We start from the raw sequence: 17,968 nt of genomic DNA on the forward strand, positions 1-17,968 counted from the left end.
ACTCAAGATCGGTCCAGCGGTTGGAAGTACTCACTCACTCGCGGCTACCAGGCACCGAGTCTGCCCGATCAGCCGACCCGGTAGCTTCCATTAGCTTGTGGGGAGCCAGGCCTTCACCTTGCCGGGGTTGTCGGTGACCCACTTCTCGGCGGCGTCCTCGGGCGACATCTTGTCCTCGGAGATGTACTTCGCCACGAGGTTCTGGTCGTCGTTGGTCCAGGTGAAGTTCTTGACGAGCTGGTACGCCGGGCCGCCCGCATCCGCGAACCTCTTGCTCACTATCTTGTCCAGCTCGTACGGCGGGTAGTCGCAGGCGACCTTCGCGGCGTCGGCGTCGCACCCGTCGGTGTACCCGGGCAGGTCGACCTTGACCAGCTTGACCTCCGACAGGAACCACTGCGGCTCGTAGAAGTACCCGATCATCGGCTTCTTCTGGGCCTCCGCCTGCCGGAACCCGGTGATCAGCGCCGCCTCGCTGCCGGCGTAGACGACCTTGTAGTTCAGGTCGAGGTTCTTGACCAGGGCCGCGTCGTTGGTGACGAAGGAGGGATCGCCGTCGAGCAGTTGCCCCTTGCCGCCGGACTCGGAGGTCCTGAACAGGTCGGCGTACTTGTCGAGGTTCTTCCAGTCGGTGATGTCGGGGTACTTCTCGGCCATCCACGGCGGCACGTACCAGCCGATGACGCCCTTGTTCCCGGTCGGGCCGGCGTCGACCGCGACCTTCTGGTCCTCGATGTACTTCTTCTTCAGGTCGTCGTGGCCCCAGTTCTCCACGACCGCGTCGACCTCGCCGGTCGCGAAGCCCTGCCAGGCGACCTCCTCCTTGAGGTCCTTCTTCGTGACCTGGCAGCCGAGCTCCTTCTCGGCCACGTACGCGATCACCGCCGCGTTGGCCTCGTACCCGACCCAGGGGTTGATCGCGATGTTCACGGCTCCGCACGCCTTCGCCGCCGGCGCCGTCCCCGAGGCGGACGGGGTCTCTCCCACCTTCGCGCCACCGCACGCGGAGACGAGGAGGCCGGCGGCCGCCACGAGCACCACCGCCCGCGGCCGTGCGATCCTCGAAACTCTCACCACTTTCACCAGGGTCCTCCTGTGTCGAAAGCCGCCTGCGACGGCCGATGTCCGCCCGTGACGGGCCCTTCCGAACTTCCGCTAGTGCCTCCCGTGGGCGGCGGCGTCGGCGCGCCGGGCCGCGGCCTTGGTGATCGCGGCCAGCATGGTGCCGAGCACGACGATCGCGAGGCCCGCCGCCAGACCCTTGCCGCGCAACTGGAGCTGGGAGAATCCCGACACCACGTCGTAGCCGAGCGCCCCCGCGCCCACCAGGCCGCCCACCACCACCATGGCGAGCACGTAGCAGAGCCCCTGGCTCGCGGCGAGGGTGACGGCGCTGCGCGCCATCGGCACCTGCACCTTGGAGATGATCTGCCACGTGCTCGACCCCGCGGCCGTGGCGGCCTCCACCGCGCTCGCGGAGACGCCCCTGATCCCGTCGGCGACGAGTTTGGTCGCCACGGGCGCGGCGTAGAAGACGGCCGCGATGATCGCCGTGAACCGGGTGGCGCCGAACAGGCCGAGGATCGGTACGAGGTACACGAACGCGGGCATGGTCTGGCCGGCGTCCAGCACCGGGCGTATCACCCGGTCGGCGCGGTCGTCGCGTCCCATCCAGACCCCGGCCGCGATGCCCAGCGCCATCACCAGCACGGCGGCCACGAGCGTCGCGGCCAGCGTCACCATGCTGTCCTGCCACAGCCCGAGCGCCACCAGCAGGGCGAGGCACGCGGCGCACACCACCGCGACCCGTACGGTGGCGAGGACCAGCGCGGTCACGGTCACCACGAGCAGCACCAGCCACCACGGCGACCCGGCCAGCACCGCCTCGAACGGGTTGAGCAGGCCGTACGTCACGAGGTTCTTGAAGCCGTTGGTGTAGGGATACAGGTTGGCCTGCGCCCACTGGCTCGCCGCGTCGGCGGCCCTGCGGACGTACGAGCCGGCGTCCGCCTCGCCGGGGAACTCCGCGGCCCATACGTAGACGTGCGACAGGTAGACCAGCACGGCGGTGACGGCCGTCACCACGGCCACCTGGACGCGGCGCCAGAGCGGCCTGCGTGCCCGGCCCGCGCGGTGGGCGGCCTCGACGCTGCGGCCGGCCGCCGACGTCACCCGGTCGAGCACGATCGCCATGATCACGATGGCGAGGCCGGCGTTGAACGACGTGCCGACGTCCAGCGTCTCCAGCGCCTTGAGCACGGTCTTGCCGAGTCCCGGCGCGTCGATCAGCGCGGCGATCGTGGCCATGGAGAGCGCGGCCATGATGGTCTGGTTGACGCCGACGACGATGGTCCGCTTGGCCAGCGGGAGCCGCACCTTGCCGAGGAGCTGCCACGGGGTCGACCCCAGCGACGTGCCCGCCTCCACGGTGGTCGCGGGCACCTCTCTGATCGCGTGCGCGGTGATGCGGATCGCGGGCGGGATCGCGTAGATCATCGTCGCCACGGTGGCGCTGGCCGGTCCGATGAGGAAGAACAGCGTGAGCGGCGCGAGGTACACGAACGTCGGCATCGTCTGCATGAAGTCGAGCACCGGATTGACGAACCGGTTGAACCGGTCGTTCAGCCCCGCCCAGACCCCCAGCGGGATCCCGATGGCGAGCGAAAGCACGACGGCGGCCAGCGTGAGCGCCAGGGTGTCCATGCTCTCCTCCCACAGGCCGAGCAGCCCGAAGGAGACGAAGCCGGCCACGGTCAGCAGCGCGACCCTGAGGCTCCCGTACAGCCACGCGACCGCCGTGGCGACGCCGACGACGCCGAGCCACCCGGCCACCGGCACCGGGCGGCCGAAGGACGGCCGGCTGATCAGCGCCTGGATGAACCTCACGAACTCGTTGATGAAGAGCCTGATGTAGTTGACGAAGTACAGGAAGAACGGGTTCTCGTTCCGGCTGTCGTCGATGGCGTTCGCGGCCCGGCTGATCCGTTCGTGCAGGGGGGTCAGCTCGGCGCCACCGAGCGGCAGGGTGGCCTGCCCCCGGAAGAACGCCCACAGCAGGATCCAGGCGGCGAGGATCCCCACCAGCAGGTACGGGCGTGACCACACCGGCCTGCGCGCCGTCGCCGTCGCCGTCACCTGGCGTACACCCCTTGACGTGCTCGGGGGCCGTCCACGGGTGCGCTCACCCCGCGACGTCCTCGCGGGCTCTCGACGGGCGCGCTCACTCGGCGATCACCTCAAGGATCTCGGCGCTTCCGACGACGCCGAGCAGTTTTCCGGCCGACACCACCCGCACCGGGCGGTCGGCGCGCAGGATGGTGTGGACGGCGTCCCTGATGACGACGCCGGGACCCAGCTCCGGGCCGTCCAGCGCCTCACCGTCGCCGGGCGGCCTCATGATCCACTTGAGGGTCAGCACGTGCGAGCGGGACACCTCGCTCACGAAGTCCCGCACGTAGTCGTCGGCGGGGGCGCCCACCACCTCGTCGGGCGTCCCGGTCTGGACGATCTCGCCGTCGCGCATGACCAGGATGCGGTCACCGAGCTTGAGCGCCTCGCTCAGGTCGTGCGTGATGAAGATCATCGTCTTGCCGACCTCGCGGTGCAGGCGGATGACCTCGTTCTGCATGTCGCGGCGGATCAGCGGGTCGAGGGCCGAGAACGGCTCGTCGAAGAACAGCACCTCGGGGTCGACCGCCAGGGCGCGGGCGAGGCCCACCCGCTGCTGCATGCCGCCCGAGAGCTGGTCGGGATAGGAGTCGCCGTATCCGGCCAGCCCGACGAGGTCGAGCATCTCGCTCGCCCGCCGGTGGCGGGGGCCCTTCTTCATGCCCTGGATCTCAAGGCCATAGGAGATGTTGTCCAGCACGCGCCGGTGCGGCAGCAGGCCGAAGTGCTGGAAGACCATCGCGAACCGGTGCCGGCGCAGTTCGCGCAGCTCCTTGTCCCCGGCCTTGCGGATGTCGGCGCCGTCCAGCAGCACCTCACCGGCGCTGGGCTCGACCAGCCGGGTCAGGCAGCGGACGAGCGTCGACTTACCCGAGCCCGACAATCCCATGACGACGAAGACCTCGCCGCGCCGTACGGCGAAGGAGGCGTCGCGCACCGCCGCCACGCAGCCCGTGCGCTCCTTCAGCTCGGCACGGGAGAGCTCCGCGAGCGGCGTGCCCGCCACCCGGCCGGCCCGGGGGCCGAAGACCTTCCACAGGCCGCGCACATCGAGGATCACCGGCTCCTCGTCCATGGAGGGCTGCGAGAGTTCGGCCGGCGACGTCGCGGTCATGGTCACCTCGCGGTTCGAGGGGGGTGGAGGCCGGTCACGCCCTCCAGCTGCCACCGCGACAGAGATCTGCCACGGACCTCTCATTTGCCTTCTGGTTGCGTATCACGCACCGGAATGCTCAACGAGGAACAGAATCAACCCTGGCGTCAGCCCCGTCAAGGCTTGCCGCGTTTCCCTTGGTGGCCGAAACCCGCACGGCCGTACCACCCCAGACGTGAAGAGATCTCGGTGGCGGCGGCCACCACCTGGGCGGCGACGGACGGGAGCCGCTCGGCGGGCAGCCGGAACGTGGGCCCAGAGGCGCTGAGCGAGGCGACGACCGCCCCGTCGGCTCCGAACACCGGGGCGGCGACGGCGGTCAGGCCGAGCTCCAGCTCGTCGACGGCCGTCGCGAAGCCGCGTTCGCGCACCGCGTCGAGCTCCTCGCGCAGGTGGGCGACGTCGGTGAGGGTGCGCTCGGTGAACCGCGGGAGCGCCACGGCCGTGACCTCCTCGAACCGCCCATCGGGGGCGTGGGCGAGCAGCACCTTGCCGTTGGAGGTGGCGTGCAGCGCGATGCGCCGGCCCGTCCAGTTGTGCGCCTGCAACGCCGACGTGCCGGTCATCTGGTCGAGGTAGAGCGCCTCGTCGCGGTCGAGGATGGCGATGTTGACGGTCTCGCCCACCTCCGCCGCGAGCCGGGTGCCGACCGGGCGCCCCTCCCGCACGACGTCGAGCCGCGCGGTGGTCGCGCCCGCGAGCCGCAGGACGCCGACGCCGAGCCGGTAGCGCCCGCGCTCGTCGTTCTGGTGGACCAGGTCGTGGTTCTCCAGGGTGGCGAGGAGCCGGAAGGCCGTGGAACGGTGCACGCCGAGCTCGGCCGCGAGCTCGCTGACACCGAGCTCCCCGTGGCGGGCCAGCAGTTTCAGAACCGACAGCGCGCGGTCGACGGACTGCACGCCGGCGCTGTCGCGTTCGTCGTTGCCCATGGCACAACCCTATTCAGCAGGCGCATCGGCCCGGCCGGGATGGCGGTAGAACTCGACGTGCTCCGGCGGCAGCGGGGTGGTGCCGAGGATCAGGTCGGCGGACTTCTCGGCCACCATCATCACGGGGGCGTAGATGTTGCCGTTGGTGACGTACGGCATGACCGAGGCGTCCACCACGCGCAACCCCGCGAGGCCGTGCACCCGCATGGTCCGCGGGTCCACCACGGCGTCCTCCCCCACGCCCATGCGTGCCGTACACGAGGGGTGCAGGGCGGTCTCGCCGTCCCGTGCCACCCAGTCGAGGATCTCCTGGTCGGTCTGGACCGAGGGGCCTGGCGACAGCTCGCCCGCGTTGAAGTCGTCCATGGCGCGCTGGTTGAGGATGTCACGCGCGACGCGGACCGCCTCCACCCACTCGCGCCGGTCCTGGTCGGTCGACAGGTAGTTGAAGCGCAGCGCGGGGCGCACCCGGGGGTCGGTGCTCCGGATCTTCACAGAGCCGCGCGCGTCGGAGTACATGGGGCCGATGTGGACCTGGTAGCCGTGCCCGCCCGCCGGGGCCGAGCCGTCGTACCGCACGGCGAGGGGCAGGAAGTGGAACATCAGGTTCGGGTAGGCGACGTCCTCGTTGCTCCGCGTGAAGCCGCCCGCCTCGAAGTGGTTGGTGGCCCCGGGGCCGCTGCGCAGGAACAGCCACCGCGCCCCGACCCACGGGCGGTTGCGCCACTTCATCGCGGGCTGCACCGACACCGGCCGCCTGCATCCGTACTGGACGTAGACCTCCAGGTGGTCCTGCAGGTTCCTCCCCACCCCCGGCAGGTCGTGGACGGGCTCCACGCCGGCGGCCTTCAGTTCGGCGGCGTCGCCCACCCCGGAGAGCTGGAGCAGTTGCGGCGAGTTGATCGCCCCACCGCAGAGGATCACCTCGCCCGCCCGTACGGTCCTGCCGTCGTACTCCACGCCGACGGCGCGCTTCCCCTCGAAGAGGATCTTCGTGACGAAGGCCCGCGTCCTGATCTCCAGGTTGGGGCGCCGCTTGACCGGGTGCAGGTACGCGCGGGCGGCGGACAGGCGGCGCCCCCGGCGGATGTTCCGGTCGAAGGCCGCGAAACCCTCCTGGCGGAAGCCGTTCACGTCGTCGGTGAGGGGGTAGCCCGCCTGCCGCACGGCCTCGAAGAAGGCGTCGAACAGCGGGCCGGACGCGGGACCGCGTTCGAGCACGAGGGGCCCGTCATGCCCGCGGAAGGCGGTGCCCGGGTCGGCAGTGGCGTTCTCCATGCGCTTGAAGTACGGCAGGCAGTGCGCGTAGTCCCAGGTCTCCATGCCCGGGTCGGCGCCCCAGCGCTCGTAGTCGAGCGGGTTGCCCCGCTGGAAGATCATGCCGTTGATGCTGCTCGACCCGCCCAGCACCTTGCCGCGCGCGTGGTAGATGCGGCGGCCGTTCATGTGCGGCTCGGGCTCCGACTCGTACTTCCAGTCGTAGAACCGGCTGCCGATGGGGAACATCAGCGCGGCGGGCATGTGGATGAAGACATCCCAGGAGAAGTCCGAGCGGCCGGCCTCCAGGACCAGCACCCGGACGGAGGGATCCGCGGACAGCCGGTTCGCCAGGGCGCATCCGGCCGACCCACCACCGACGATGACGAAGTCGTACATTCCTGCCTCGCCTCGCTCACGCGTAGCTTGAACTTCGCTTGTAGCGATTGACACACAACAGTGCATTATGCGCAACCATCCCGAACCAGCCGCCCAAATGGACGTCACCCTGCCGTCCCGCCTACAGTCCCCAGCTATGGGCAACGATTCCTCGGCCGGCGTGCAGTCGGTCGACCGGGCCATCAGCGTGCTGGAGATCCTCTCCCAGCGCGGCGAGGCCGGTGTCAGCGAGATCGCGGCGGAGATCGGCGTCCACAAGTCGACGGCCTTCCGGCTCCTCGGCGCCCTTGAGGCCAGGAGCCTCGTCGAGCAGGCCGAGGACCGCGGGAAGTACCGGCTCAGCTTCGGCGTCATCCGCCTCGCCGGCGGGGTCGCGTCCCGCCTCGACCTCACCCAGCAGGGCCGTCCGGTCTGCCGGCGCCTGGCCGAGGAGATCGGCGAGACCGTCAACATCGCCGTCGTGCGCGCCCACTACGCCGTCAACCTCGACCAGGTGCGCGGCCCGTCGGCGGTCACGGCGTACAACTGGGTCGGGCAGCTCACCCCGCTCCACGCCACCTCCAGCGGCAAGGTCCTGCTGGCCCACCTGGACGAGCGGCACCGCGACCACCTGCTGTCCGCGGCCGGACTTCAGCGCTTCACCCCGGCGACCGTGACCTCGGTCGCCAAGCTGGCGCCGCAGCTCGACGAGGCCAGGGCAAGGGGCTACGCCGTGACCCTGGAGGAGTACGAGGTCGGGCTGAACGCCATGGCCGCCGCCATCCGGTCGTACGACGGGGAGGTGGTGGCGGCCGTCAGCGCGTCCGGGCCCGCCTACCGCTTCAGCGAGAAGCGGATCCACGAGCTCGCACCCGTCCTGATCGACGGCGCCGCCGACATCAGCCACCGCCTGGGGTTCTCCGGCTGAGGGCCGGGCGTTCAGCGGCCAAGGCCGAGCTTCCCCGCGACCCAGTCGTGGAATTCCGCGATGTGGTGCTCGCTCGGCACGAGCACGCCGCCGTTCGCGTACGCGCGGGAGCTCATCGCCGGCTGGCAGCGCTCGCACGCGTCGAAGTCCTGCACGTTGACCTTGTGGAAGAGCTCGACGGACGGGCCGAGGTCCTTCCCACCGTCCACGACCTCGGGGAGGAACAGCCAGTCGCACTCCACGACCGTACGGTCGGCCGAGAGCGGGAACATGCGGTGCACGATCGCGTGGTCGGGCACGAGGTTGACGAAGACCTGCGGCTTGATGGTGATCGCGTAGTAGCGGCGGTCCTGCTCGTCGCTCACGCCCGGGATGCGGTCGACCCCCGGCGAGCCGTCGACCGTGAACCCCTCGATGCCCGAGCCGAAGGTGGCGCCGTGGCCCACGAAGTACTGCGCCGCGTACCCGTCGGCGAACTCGGGCAGCACCTCGGTGAGCTCGGGGTGGATCGTCGCGCAGTGGTAGCACTCCATGAAGTTCTCGACGATCAGCTTCCAGTTCGCCCTGACGTCGTAGACGATCCTGCGGCCGACCTTGAGGTTCTCGATGCCGTAGTTCTCGATCGAGGCCAGGTCGCCGAGCCGGGTCACGACGGCCCCGAGCACGTCCTCCTCGAACGAGGGGGGCTCGTCGGCCAGGCACACCCAGACGTACCCGATCCACTCGCGCACGTGCACGTTGACCAGGCCGTACTCGACCCGGTCGATGTCGGGCATCTTGGTGAGGTTCGGCGCCGCGATCAGCTTGCCTTCGAGGTCGTACGTCCACGCGTGGTACGCGCACTGGAAGGCCCGCCGGACCTCGCCTGCCTCCTCCGTGCAGATGCGGGCGCCCCGGTGCCGGCAGACGTTGAGGAACGCGCGGATCGAGCCGTCCCTCGCGCGGCTGACGATGAGGTTCTCGCGGCCGACCTGGACGGTGCGGAACGCGCCGGGCTTGCCGAGGTCGTCCGCCCTGGCCACGCAGAACCACATCGACTCGAAGATGCGCTGCTGTTCGAGGGCGAAGACGTTCTCGTCGGCGTACAGGCCGCCGGCGAGCGTGGCGAGCAGGCTCGATGTGCTCACGAGTCACTCCTCGGCCGCCCCGCCGTCACGCCCGGCGGGAGGTTGGGGGGCGCGTCGGACGGCACCACGTAGATCATCCCGTCCTCGACCACGACTCCGTGGGTGCGCACGGCGAGCTTGGCGGGCGGGCTGTCCACCTGACCGGTCCGCAGGTCGAACCGGCTGGAGTGGAGCGGGCACTCGATCTCGCAGCCTTCCAGCCACCCGTCGGAGAGCGAGGCGTCCTGGTGCGTGCAGGTGTCGTCGACGGCGTAGATCTCGCCGTCGCCGGTATGGAACACCGCCACGGGCGGATCGATGTCGAGCCGATGGGCCTCGCCCCGCGGCAGCGCCGCGAGGGGACACGCTGGGATCACGCGGATACCCCTCAGTTGTGAATTGCGGAACGGGACTCGCTATGCGCAACAGATTGCGTCCCAGGTGAGCCGCCTGTCAATACACCGCCGGGGGCGGGCGGCGTGGGAGGGGTCTTCCTCCGAAGCCAGCTTCCTGTTACCCGAGCGGCCTCGCGCGCACGCCGGGATTTCTTCCCGGCGACGAGTCGCCATCCGGAAGGATGTCCGCCATGCGGCTTGAGTTGCACCTCTGGGGATATGTCGTCTTAGCCACAGTTTTATGCCTGCCTGTCGCTGTCCTCGCGGCTCATCTGCTGGCCCGGTGGCGCGCCCGCCGGGGCCGTCCGCACCCCGCGCGCACCGCATACGCGGACGTCTTCACCGTCGCCGGCACCCTTCCCTGGCTGTGGATGATCCTCACGCCCGGCACCGCCTCGGGGGTCAGTCTCGTGCCCCTGCGCGATCTCGCCGAACTGGCGGACGGTCCGTTCGGATCGGCGTTCGCGCAGGTGGGAGGGAATCTCCTGGTCTTCGCCGCGCTGGGCGCGCTGCTGCCGATCCGCTCGCCGCGCTTCGCCCGCCTGTGGCGCGTCGCCCTCCTCGCCGGGGCGCTGTCGGTCACGGTGGAGGCGCTCCAGTACGGCCTGCGGCTCGGCCGCGTGTCGTCGGTGGACGACGTCCTCCTCAACGCTGCGGGAGCCGTGCTCGCGGCCCTCGCGACCCGGCCATGGCACGCCAGGCCGATCACGGTTGGGACCGGTCCACAGTAACGGCACCGGAAAGACCCGAAGATCACCACACGGGCACGATTCGCGCAAAAGAAGCACGGGACCAACCTGCGTATCTGTGCGATCGTGGACAAGGCGGGGCAAGTTCTCTGGAGACGCGGACCGGCTTTGGTGACTGAGGGTGATAAAGCGTGATGGAATCCCCGGTACCTCACGAACCCCCGATCTATCGCCGGATCGCCGATCGCCTGCGCCAGGCGATCGTCAACGGCGAGTTCCGCGATGGGGACCGGCTGCCGGGCGAGAACGCCCTCATGTCCGAGTACGGCATAGCCCGTGCCACGGCGAGACAGGCGCTCGCCGTCCTCATCAACGAAGGCGTGGCCGTGCCGAGGCGCGGCTCGGGAGTCTACGTACGGCAGTTCCGGCCGATCAGGCGGCACGGGTCCCGGCGTCTCTCGCGCGAGCAGTGGGGAGCGGGCAGGGCCATCTGGGACTCCGACACGACCGGCCGCCCGTACACGGTCGACGACCTCACGATCACCCGCGAGGCGGCGGCCGACGACGCGGCACGGGTGCTCGGCTGCGACGAGGTCTGGGTACGGCGGCGGCGCTACTCCGTGGACGGACGGGCGGTGCAGCTCGCGGCATCCCACTTTCCGGCCGAACTCGTCGCCGGATCGTCGATCACGGCACAGGACACCGGCCCTGGCGGCGTCTACGCGCGACTGCGCGACCTCGGGCACGCACCCGCGCACTTCACCGAGGAGGTGCGCGCGAGGATGCCCACGCCGGAGGAGGCCGCCAAGCTGGGCCTGCCCGCCGGGACCCCGGTGATCGAGGTGTGCAGGTCGGCGTACGCCACCGGAGGCATGGCGGTCGAGCTGAACAAGATGATCATGGATGCGGCGTCGTATGTACTTCAGTACGACTTCGACGCCTGAGTCAAGACCCGGCGTCGGGCGTTAGGTTGACCTGTCCACCCCGAACATTGATTTCTCTAGAGATGTCCCTCAACGTGAGGGGGAACGGTACAAACCTGGCCCTCACCGCGGGAAGGGTGGACGGGATGTCGTTTGACCGGCACCTCGCCGAAATCGCCCGGGAGTTCCCCGAGTGGACTATCTGGAGGAGCGACGCCGGGCGGTGGTGGGCCACCCGGCACCACCCGCTCACCGAGGAGGAACGTGACGCGGGGTGTGCCATGACGATCGACGCCGATGATCCGGAGGGCCTGCGCGAGAGGCTGCTGGAGCAGCAGGAGTGCATGCCCTCAATCGATCGCGAGACCTGATCGCGGGCGACGCCCGCGACGGGAGAGCGCGGAAACCTCCGACCCGATCGGGGGCGGAGGTTTCCGCCAGGCGCCACGGCCCGGGCGCGCGGAACGCCGCCCGCTACTGCCGGTGGGCGGGAAGCCCGTCACCGCCGGACTGGTCGGGAACCCGGCTCAGGTGGACGTCGGTCTCCTCGAAGAAATTACGGACGCGCCCCTTGCCCGGCCCCTCGTGGTCGTTGCCGTGACGCGGGTCGACGTCGCCACGCCCGCCGACGTCGACCGTCTCGTTGGGGTCGCGCAGGTCATGGGCGTCCCGAAGGACGTGCACGCGCCCGCCTTCCTCGTCGTCGTCCTTGTGGACGTCGTTGGCGGCGTGCGCGTCGTTCGCGTCGCGGGCGTCGCCCAGGTCACCGGAGTAGCCGCCGTCGCGTGAGTAGGCGCCGCCGGGCCCGTGGACCTCGCCGGCGTGGTCGGCGCCGGGCACGTGCGGCACGTCGGCGGGACCGAACGCCGCGCCGTCGTGGCCGGGACGGTCGTCGCCGTCCGCGTCGAGCACGACCCGTACGGACTCCAGCTCCTCGGCGGCCGGGCCGTCGTCATGGATCGGATCGTCGCGGCGCAGGTCGTCGACGGAGCCCAGGACAGGCCGGGGCGGCAGCACGGCGGACTCGTCGACCAGCGCGCCCGCGGTGCCCTCACGGTGGAGCAGGTCGGTCAGCACGGAGCCCATCTCGTTGAGCCGGCGCATGACCTCGGTGTGGGTGTCGGTGAGGAACGTCACCCGGCGGCCGGTGTGCTCGTCGAGCGCGTCGGCGCGCGCACCCGCGGCGGCCAGCGTGTCGGCGGCCTCGGCCCGCGCCGCCTTCACGGTCGCCTCGGCGTCGGCCTTGGCGGACGCGAGGGTCGCCTCGGCCTGGTTGTTCGCCTCGGACACCAGCCGCTCGGCCTCGTGACGCGCGGCGGTGAGCGACCGGTCGGCCTCGGCGCGAGCCGTGCGCAGGGTCTCCTCGGACTCGGCGCGCGCGGAGCCGAGCGTCTCCTCGGCGTCCGCGCCCGCCTGCGCCAGCAGGCGCTCGGCGGCGTCCGTCGCCTCCTCCACGCGGCGCTCCGCCTCGGCCTGGGCGGCCGTGAGGATGCGCTCGGACTCGGCCGAGGCGTCATCGCGCATCTTGGTCGCCTCGGTGTCGGCGGTCTCGCGCTTGGAGATCGCCTCCTCCTCGGCGAGCTTGAGTATCTGGCTCAGCCGCTGGCCGAGCTCGTCGTAGTCCTGAGGGGCCTCGGCCAGGCGGCGGCGGGCCTCTCCGAGCTCGATGCGGCCCTGCTCGGCCTGATCGATGGCCCGCGCCAGCCGTTCTTCGAGATCACGGATCTGGTTGCGCGTCCGGACCATGTGATCGTGGACCTGCCGGCGGCTGTATCCACGCATCACCACCTCGAAGCCGAGGTCCTCGTGCATCATGTCGGGAAAGCTGTCGTGCTGGTTCGTCATGGCTGAGCCCTGGGGGTCGTGAATCGAGTGGGGGTCGTGCATTGGTAACGACACGTCAGGACACGACTTTCCTGCCATCTGTCCGAGTCCGCAACCCGAACGCCTGACCTCTTCCGGTCGAATGAGTGCCTACCGGTCGCAAGGCCGAGAAACCGGCCGGGGGCCTCATGAGATCATCGATCTCATGAGCGAGCCGACTTTCACGGGCCCGGCGGTGCCTCTGGCCTCGCCGTACATCGCGGCACTCGACACCGGTGTGCCGTCCATCCATCCCGAAGCCTACGTCGCCCCCACCGCCGTCGTGGTGGGCCGGGTACGGCTCGCGCGGGCCGCGAACGTCTGGTATGGCGCGGTGCTGCGCGGCGAGGACGAGGCGATCGAGGTGGGTGAGGAGTGCAACATCCAGGATCTGTGCTGCCTGCACGCCGACCCCGGCCTGCCCGCCGTGCTGGAGAGCCGGGTGAGCCTCGGCCACCGCGCCGTGGTGCACGGCGCGCATGTCGAGAGCGGCGCGCTGGTGGGCATCGGCGCCGTCGTGCTGAACGGCGCGAGGATCGGGGCGGGCTCGCTGGTCGCGGCCGGGTGCGTGGTGACGCCCGGCAAGAAGATCCCCAGCGGGGTGCTGGTCGCCGGGGTCCCCGGCACGGTCGTCCGCGAGCTGACGGACCGCGACCGGGCCACGTTCGCCCGCACGCCGGACACCTACGTGGAGAAGGCCGCCCGCCACCGCGCCGCCCGCCCGCTGCCCCCCGGACCCGGCGCCTGAACGGGCGGGGGTCTGTGACATGCCCCCAGTAGCATGGCCGCCGTGCAGTGGGACCCTTTCGACGCGATCGAGCGGGATGTCCGCGTCATGATCGCGGACCCGCGCTGGGCCGACGTCCCCGCACACACCCAGGCGCAGGCGATGGCGGCCCGCCTGCTGCTCACCCCCGACGGCGGCTGCTGGCTGTTCGGCCGCCACGCCCGCTGGTACCGCCACGACCCGGCCGACGGGCAGTGGCACCTGTCCGCGCCTCCCGCCGGCCCCCGCGCCCGCGCCTCGGCGCGCCCCCCGCATCCGGCTCCGCTCATCCCCGAGCACCTGCTGCCCACGGCCGCCGACCTCACCTTCGACCGGGGGTCCACCCAGGCCTTCGTCGGCCCTGACGTGCCACACCAGGTCACCCAGCGGCTACGGGCGCTGCTCGACACCGGCCGGGGGATGAAGCCGGACGCCTCGTACGTCGTCGGGCCGCTTCGCTCGATGTTCTACGCCGACGTCCCGGCGACGGTGGCCACGATGTGGGGCACCATCATGTGGTGCGCGTACGCCCCGGCGTTCGACGGCAACGAGGTGCTGCTGTCGATGTTCGGGGAGTTCCTCGCGCGACCGCTGCCGGGGGACGACTGGGTGCGGTGGCTGCCTCCGATGCCGTTGGAAGCCCTGGTCGCGCTCTACGCCGAGCGGCTGGGCGCCGGGGCCCAGGGAGCCGCGATGCGCCTCTCCGGGCTGGTGGCCGACACGGCCCGCGTCCTGCTCGCCGATCCCCGGTTCGGTCCCCGCGCCGCCGCCCTGCTCGCGATGGTGGAGCCCCTGCGGGCCCAGCCCTATCTGGACCACCCGTCCTGGGACGTGGCGGCCATCCGGCGGGCCTGGCTCGCGCGCTGCCCGGCGCACCTTGAGGGCGCGATCGTCGCCGAGACCTCGCCGGGTGAGCATTTCCGGCACACGTTGTACGACATGGCGCACGCGCTGTCGTTCGTGAGCGCCCACGGCGCCGACCCCCGGGCGGTGGCGGCGTCGCTGCTGGCCGCCGACGTCAAGCATGTGGCGCCGGGGGTCGCCACCCAGCTGTACCCATGGCTGGACTCCGAACTGCGGCAGACGTACTACGTGACGCTCTCCGAGCCCCGTCACCCTCTGCGTGGCTGCTGGCCCCGGGAGGGCGAGCCTCCGGCGGCCCTGCGGCCGCCGGGCAGGGGAGCGGCGGCGGCTCTGCTGGGGGCCGGGTACGCGACCGGGCTCGCCTGGTGCCGGCTGACCGGTACGGCGCCTCCCCCGCGCGGCTTCCCCACATCCGCGGCGATGGTCAGCTGCCTGATCCACGAGCGCGATGATCCGCTTCCTGGAGTCCCAGGAACCTCATCGGAATGGATACGCCACACGTGACCGGGGTGCCATGATCTAAACGCTTTATCAGGCTATTCCATACTTACCCCGCGTATATCATTCCCCGTCCAGCCATATGGGGATTTGGCTGAATTGTGATCTCGGATCCGGGAAATGGTTCCACGAGGACTCGGGTCGCCCTGACGAATGGTCCCGATGGGCCATGTCCTCGAAAGCGACCCGGTCGTAACCTCGGAGTGGGTGTGGGCTGCGGAAGGAAGGACGACGCGGTGGGGCACGACTACCTGGACTCACGGGTCCATGACCGTGTCGCGTTGGACGAGATCGCGCTCTACGCGGAGGTGCTCAGCGCCGTCGCTGTCAGCGAGCGAGAGCTGACCTTGGATGAGCTCGACAACGCGCTTGGATTGCGGACTCCGGTGAGTCGCTGAAGATGCTCGCGGAACTGGTCCCGGACTCCCTCAAGGGTTCGGGACGGTTTTGCGAAAGGACCCGTGACCACTCTGCCGGACTAGTCCGGCCGGGCCGGGAAACCCCCGAAAACCGCTACGACCGCACTAGCCTCGCGATGGCCGCGGAGGCCTCTTTGACCTTCTCCTCGGCCTCGGGTCCACCGGCGTTGATCGCATCCGTCACGCAGTGACCGATATGGTCCTCCAGGAGCCCCAGTGCCACGGCCTGCAAGGCGCGCGTTGCGGCCGACACCTGGGTGAGGATGTCGATGCAGTAGGAATCCTCCTCGACCATGCGTTGGAGCCCGCGGACCTGGCCCTCGATCCGCCGGAGCCTGGTGAGATATGCCTGCTTGTCTCCGCTGTACCCATGCATAATGGCCAGAATACCTCTTCGGGGTATCGCCCACGGGACGCCGTACGTCAGGGCCGGAGGCTTCCCACCAGCGCCTCCCACCGGGTCGCGACGGCCGGGGCCGCGTGACCCGCGGCCGACTCCAGCGCTCCGGCGGCCAGCACCATGCGGCGGCGCTCGTCGTCGATCAGGGCCAGCATCGCCGAGGCGTACGCCTGGATCTCCTCCTCACCCTGCGGCACCAGCACGCTGTCGTGGCCGGACGTCACGAACTCTCCGGGCCCGCGCGTGCCCTCGAACCCGACCACGGGGACGCCGCACCCGAGCGCCTCGATCACCGTCATGCCGGGCGTCTCGGCGTGCGAGGTGACGGCCACGATCGACGCCTTGGCGAACTCCCCCTGCAGGTCGGGGGTGGTGCCCATGAAGTAGACGTTGTTGTGGAGGTCGAGCCGGCCGACCAGTGCCCGGAGCCGCTTCTCCTCTGGACCGCCCCCGTACAGGCGGAGCCGCCAGTCAGGCCGCTTGTCGGTCACGATCGCGAAGGCCTCGATGAGCCGGTCGAACGCCTTGCCTGGCAGCCATCTGCCGCCCGCCGAGACGACGCGGTTGTCCATGCGCGAGCGCGGCCAGGGCGCTTGGGGAAGGGCGTCGGGGATGACGTGGATCGCCGGCCCGTCCGTGCCGTCGAGGATCCGGGAGAACTCCTCCTTGGCCGTCCCAGTGGAGGTGACTACCGCGTCCAGCTTGGGATAGAACCTGCGGATCGGCCCGGGGACGGCCGGGCGGCTCCACTCGCGCGCGACGCGCACCGTCTCGCGTGGAACGTGCCGGGCCGCCTGCACGCTGAGACCCGGCCGCGTGGTCACCAGCAGGTCGCAGCGCAGGCCGCGAAGGGTCCGCCAGAGCGCCACCTCCGTGCGCATCTGCCCCCGCGGCAGGAGGTGGCGGACGCCCGGACGGGCGTCGATGAGCCATCGCAGCGAGATCCGCGGGTCGACCGGGAAGAAGGGGGTCTCCCGGACCCTCCTGACGCTGACGATCTCCACCTCGTGCCGGGAAGCCAGCTCGGTGGCGAGGTTGAGCACGGCCCGGGTGTCGCCGCGCATGCCGTACGCCGAGGGGACCAGGAAGCAGATCTTCATCAGCCCACCTCAAGACGGAGCTCGTCGTCCGCGGTGTAGCAGGGGCGGACCGGCACGCCGTCCACCTTGGTGTCGGGGTAGTGCACACGGCGGCGCTTGCCGTCGACGTCGTCGATGCGCCCTCCCAGAGGCAGCGGCGCGTCGATGCCGTCCACCTCCAGCGACGGCTCCCACAGCCCCTCGTACTCGGGCGTGGCCGCGATGACGTCGCAGAGGGACAGCGCGGCGTGGAACCGCACCCCCTTCACGGTCGCGGCGGCCGTGACCGCCGTCTCAGGTCCGGCCGTACGGCGCAGGGCGAGGCGGGCGGTGTGGTGCGCGTCGTCGTCGTCGAACCCGGTGTAGGCCAGCAACCCGGTGACCTCGAAACGGCCCTCGCGGAACCACACCGCGCGGACGTCGGCCACCGGATCGGCCTGGGCGATCTTGACGGCCAGGAAGCCGTTGAGCGTGCGATAGGCGCGGTAGGACAGGGTGCGCCTGCTAAGCGCGTAGGCGTCCAGCCGGTCGAGGGAGAAGCCCGGATCGACGGACTGGATGCGGGTGCGGGTGCGCTCCTCAGCGGGCGGCTCCTGCTGCAGGTAGGCGTCCCAGCGGCCGGGGCTGAGCCCGAGCGGCGCCAGTGACACCGCGACGGAGGCCTCGCGCACCTCCGCTCCCGAGGTGCCGAGCACGATCTTGGTTTCGACCCCCGTGCCCCGCTGCCGGAGGATGAGCTGCGTGCCGTCGGCCAGGGGCTCCTCGATGGCAAGGCGAAGCGAGAGGACGTCGGCCATGGTGACCTCGGCATCGGTTACGACAACGCGCACCGGCGCTCCCTCCCCGTCGATCGAGCCCCGCGACGTTGAGGTTACCGTGACTTTCCCGATATGTGGAGAAAGGTTTTCGGCCCCCGTCTTTCGCCCGTTGGGCGTGGCTTCCCAGCCGCCCGCAGGCGGAGACGTCCGTCCGTTCCCGCGCGGGGACGGGCGCGCCGATGATCTTCGTACGGCCACCGGCACGCCCGCCGCTGTGGGCCTGTCAGGCCTTCACGGGCTGGCCCTTGACCGAGGTGATGAGGAGCTGGGCCACGTCCACGACCTCCAGCGACTCCTTGGCCTGGCCGCTGTTCTTCTTCTCGTTGATCGCGTCT

The 17,968-nt window shown here is 70.6% G+C and carries 18 protein-coding genes; 7 read left to right on the forward strand and 11 right to left on the reverse strand.

The features are described 5' to 3' along the window. Nucleotides 1–90 precede the first annotated feature (90 nt). The 5 genes from ACGFIV_RS35835 to betA form a co-directional block, all read right to left on the reverse strand. Complete coding sequence (locus ACGFIV_RS35835; RefSeq protein WP_358552862.1) at nt 91–1,083, reverse strand: ABC transporter substrate-binding protein; 993 nt, start codon at nt 1,081–1,083, stop codon at nt 91–93. 72 nt (nt 1,084–1,155) lie between these two features. Then, nucleotides 1,156–3,135 carry an ABC transporter permease subunit gene (locus tag ACGFIV_RS35840; RefSeq protein ID WP_392839493.1) on the reverse strand — a complete coding sequence of 660 codons (1,980 nt, stop codon included), beginning with the start codon at nt 3,133–3,135 and terminating at the stop codon, nt 1,156–1,158. An 85-nt stretch (nt 3,136–3,220) separates the two neighbouring features. After that, nucleotides 3,221–4,282, reverse strand: a complete 1,062-nt coding sequence (locus tag ACGFIV_RS35845) for a glycine betaine/L-proline ABC transporter ATP-binding protein (protein WP_392839495.1) — start codon at nt 4,280–4,282, stop codon at nt 3,221–3,223. Nucleotides 4,283–4,437: 155 nt separating this feature from the next. Next, nucleotides 4,438–5,250, reverse strand: a complete 813-nt coding sequence (locus ACGFIV_RS35850) for an IclR family transcriptional regulator (RefSeq protein ID WP_358552858.1) — start codon at nt 5,248–5,250, stop codon at nt 4,438–4,440. A 9-nt stretch (nt 5,251–5,259) separates the two neighbouring features. Then, the gene (gene betA / locus ACGFIV_RS35855) at nt 5,260–6,906 is read right to left on the reverse strand and encodes a choline dehydrogenase (protein ID WP_392839498.1); all 1,647 of its coding nucleotides are present in this window, start codon (nt 6,904–6,906) and stop codon (nt 5,260–5,262) included. A gap of 136 nt (nt 6,907–7,042) precedes the next feature. Between betA and ACGFIV_RS35860 the strand changes: the two genes are divergently transcribed. After that, nucleotides 7,043–7,813 carry an IclR family transcriptional regulator gene (locus tag ACGFIV_RS35860; protein WP_392839500.1) on the forward strand — a complete coding sequence of 257 codons (771 nt, stop codon included), beginning with the start codon at nt 7,043–7,045 and terminating at the stop codon, nt 7,811–7,813. An 11-nt stretch (nt 7,814–7,824) separates the two neighbouring features. Here ACGFIV_RS35860 and ACGFIV_RS35865 read toward each other — a convergent pair whose 3' ends face one another. Beyond that, nucleotides 7,825–8,940: an aromatic ring-hydroxylating dioxygenase subunit alpha gene (locus ACGFIV_RS35865; RefSeq protein WP_392839502.1), complete on the reverse strand. Its 1,116-nt coding sequence runs from the start codon at nt 8,938–8,940 to the stop codon at nt 7,825–7,827. After that, nucleotides 8,937–9,296, reverse strand: coding sequence for a bifunctional 3-phenylpropionate/cinnamic acid dioxygenase ferredoxin subunit (locus ACGFIV_RS35870; RefSeq protein WP_392839504.1), 360 nt, complete (start codon nt 9,294–9,296; stop codon nt 8,937–8,939). Before ACGFIV_RS35870 ends, ACGFIV_RS35865 begins: the two co-directional genes overlap by 4 nt. Nucleotides 9,297–9,505: 209 nt before the next feature. On the opposite strand from ACGFIV_RS35870, the gene ACGFIV_RS35875 reads away from it, so the two are divergent. From ACGFIV_RS35875 to ACGFIV_RS35885, 3 genes are all read left to right on the forward strand, one after another. Further along, on the forward strand, nt 9,506–10,045 hold the full coding sequence (locus ACGFIV_RS35875) for a VanZ family protein (protein WP_392839506.1): 540 nt from the start codon (nt 9,506–9,508) through the stop codon (nt 10,043–10,045). A 152-nt stretch (nt 10,046–10,197) separates the two neighbouring features. Further along, a complete protein-coding gene (locus ACGFIV_RS35880) occupies nt 10,198–10,947 on the forward strand; it encodes a GntR family transcriptional regulator (RefSeq protein ID WP_358552846.1) in 750 nt (249 codons plus the stop codon). A 125-nt stretch (nt 10,948–11,072) separates the two neighbouring features. Then, nucleotides 11,073–11,297 (forward strand): hypothetical protein, encoded by a 225-nt coding sequence (locus ACGFIV_RS35885; protein ID WP_358552844.1) that lies wholly within the window; start codon nt 11,073–11,075, stop codon nt 11,295–11,297. A 103-nt stretch (nt 11,298–11,400) separates the two neighbouring features. Here ACGFIV_RS35885 and ACGFIV_RS35890 read toward each other — a convergent pair whose 3' ends face one another. Next, the gene (locus ACGFIV_RS35890; RefSeq protein ID WP_358552842.1) at nt 11,401–12,771 is read right to left on the reverse strand and encodes a hypothetical protein; all 1,371 of its coding nucleotides are present in this window, start codon (nt 12,769–12,771) and stop codon (nt 11,401–11,403) included. A 184-nt stretch (nt 12,772–12,955) separates the two neighbouring features. Here ACGFIV_RS35890 and ACGFIV_RS35895 point away from each other — a divergent pair, with 184 nt between their 5' ends. From ACGFIV_RS35895 to ACGFIV_RS35905, 3 genes are all read left to right on the forward strand, one after another. Continuing rightward, nucleotides 12,956–13,537, forward strand: coding sequence for a gamma carbonic anhydrase family protein (locus ACGFIV_RS35895; RefSeq protein ID WP_358552840.1), 582 nt, complete (start codon nt 12,956–12,958; stop codon nt 13,535–13,537). A gap of 33 nt (nt 13,538–13,570) precedes the next feature. Continuing rightward, nucleotides 13,571–14,923: a hypothetical protein gene (locus tag ACGFIV_RS35900; protein WP_392839509.1), complete on the forward strand. Its 1,353-nt coding sequence runs from the start codon at nt 13,571–13,573 to the stop codon at nt 14,921–14,923. 203 nt (nt 14,924–15,126) lie between these two features. Further along, nucleotides 15,127–15,315 (forward strand): hypothetical protein, encoded by a 189-nt coding sequence (locus tag ACGFIV_RS35905; protein ID WP_358552896.1) that lies wholly within the window; start codon nt 15,127–15,129, stop codon nt 15,313–15,315. 115 nt (nt 15,316–15,430) lie between these two features. Here ACGFIV_RS35905 and ACGFIV_RS35910 read toward each other — a convergent pair whose 3' ends face one another. The 3 genes from ACGFIV_RS35910 to ACGFIV_RS35920 are packed head-to-tail and all read right to left on the reverse strand — an operon-like array spanning nt 15,431 to nt 17,645. Further along, nucleotides 15,431–15,712, reverse strand: coding sequence for a metal-sensitive transcriptional regulator (locus ACGFIV_RS35910; RefSeq protein ID WP_358552836.1), 282 nt, complete (start codon nt 15,710–15,712; stop codon nt 15,431–15,433). A 47-nt stretch (nt 15,713–15,759) separates the two neighbouring features. Beyond that, nucleotides 15,760–16,836 carry a glycosyltransferase gene (locus ACGFIV_RS35915; RefSeq protein WP_392839512.1) on the reverse strand — a complete coding sequence of 359 codons (1,077 nt, stop codon included), beginning with the start codon at nt 16,834–16,836 and terminating at the stop codon, nt 15,760–15,762. Then, nucleotides 16,836–17,645, reverse strand: a complete 810-nt coding sequence (locus ACGFIV_RS35920) for a hypothetical protein (protein WP_358552832.1) — start codon at nt 17,643–17,645, stop codon at nt 16,836–16,838. Before ACGFIV_RS35920 ends, ACGFIV_RS35915 begins: the two co-directional genes overlap by 1 nt. Nucleotides 17,646–17,968: the final 323 nt, after the last annotated feature.

The organism is Sphaerisporangium sp. NPDC049003 (genome assembly GCF_043197795.1).
In the GTDB taxonomy this organism is placed as follows: domain Bacteria; phylum Actinomycetota; class Actinomycetes; order Streptosporangiales; family Streptosporangiaceae; genus Sphaerisporangium.